The following is a 1461-nucleotide window of genomic DNA, read 5'->3' as shown; positions in this document are numbered from 1 at the left end:
CGCCGTTCTACCCGCGCTCGCCCTACGGCGTCGCCAAGCTCTACGCTCACTGGATGACGGTCAACTACCGCGAGAGCTTCGCCCTGCACGCCTCGAACGGGATCCTGTTCAACCACGAGAGCCCGCTGCGCGGGGTCGAGTTCGTCACCCGCAAGGTCACCGACGGGGTCGCGCGGATCAAGCTCGGGTTGGCGAAGGAGCTGCGGCTGGGCAACATCGACGCCAAGCGCGACTGGGGCCACGCCAAGGACTACACAAGGGCGATGTGGATGATGCTGCAGCAGGACAAGCCCGACGACTTCGTGATCGCCACCGGCCGCACCACCACGGTGCGCGACATGTGCGCGCTCGCCTTCGCGCATGTGAATCTCGCCATCGACGACCACCTCGTCATCGACGAGAAGCTGTACCGGCCGGCCGAGGTCGAGGTGCTGCTGGGCAACCCGGCCAAGGCCGAGGCCGCCTTCGGCTGGAAGGCCGAGATCTCGCTCGAGGCGATGATCCAGGAGATGGTCGAGGCCGACCTGAAGCGCCTGGGCGGGCGCGCGTGACCGGCCTGCGCCGCAGCGCGACGGCCCCGGCCCGCGTGCGGAGCCGCGTGCGGGCGTGAAGCGCATCCTGGTCACGGGGGCGGCGGGCTTCGTCGGGCGGCACGCGCTGGCGGCGCTGTCGGCCGGCACCGGGGCCGCGGACCGGATCCTCGGCATCGGCCGCGGCCGCCCGGCCGTCCTGCCGGAGGGGGTCGCCTACGAGACGGTCGACCTGCTGGACGAGGCGGCGCTGCACGCCAGCGTCGCCGCGTTCCGCCCGACCGACGTGCTGCACCTGGCCGCGATGGCCTCGGTGCAGCAATCGGCGGATGCGCCGGGGGAGACCTGGCGGGTCAACCTCGTCGGGCTGCTGAACCTCGCCGAGGCGGTGGCGCGATCCGCCCCCGGCGCGGGCTTCCTGTTCGTCAGCTCGGGCGAGGTCTACGGCCGGGCGTTCCTGGCCGGCCGGCCGCTGACCGAGGCGGCGGTGCCCGATCCGCAGGGGCCGTATGCCCGCTCGAAGTGGTTCGGCGAGGCGATCCTGCGCGACCTGCTGGCCAAGGCGGAGGTGCGGCTGGTGATCCTGCGGCCGTTCAACCAGATCGGGGCCGGCCAGGACGAGCGCTTCGTGGTGCCGTCCTTCGCCGGCCAGATCGCGCGGATCGAGGCCGGGCTTGTGGCGCCGGTGCTGGCGGTGGGCAATCTCGCGGCCGAGCGCGACTTCCTGCCGGTCGGCGACGTGGTGCGGGCCTATGTCGATCTGATCGGGCGCGGCCTGGACATCGCGGACGGGTCGGTGTTCAACGTCGCCTCGGGGCGGCCGCGCAGCATCGCCAGCGTGGTGGACGACCTGCGCCGGCACGCGCGGGTGCCGTTCGAGGTCCGGGTCGCACCGGACCGGATGCGCCCGTCGGAGATCCCGGTGGCGGCC

Annotated in this window: 2 protein-coding genes; both read left to right on the top strand. The window is 72.8% G+C overall.

Annotation, left to right across the window (positions count from 1 at the left end; genetic code table 11):
- A partial coding sequence (locus tag MKK70_RS27950; protein WP_243951232.1) for a GDP-mannose 4,6-dehydratase occupies positions 1-551 on the top strand: 551 nt, incomplete at its 5' end.
- Between the two features lie 55 nt (positions 552-606).
- On the top strand, positions 607-1461 hold an 855-nt coding region (locus MKK70_RS27945; protein WP_243951230.1), incomplete at its 3' end, for an NAD-dependent epimerase/dehydratase family protein.

This window comes from Methylobacterium sp. E-041 (assembly GCF_022829665.1).
GTDB lineage: Bacteria > Pseudomonadota > Alphaproteobacteria > Rhizobiales > Beijerinckiaceae > Methylobacterium.
Note: the sequence above shows the minus strand (reverse complement) of the source record. Positions and strands in the feature narration are given on the sequence as shown.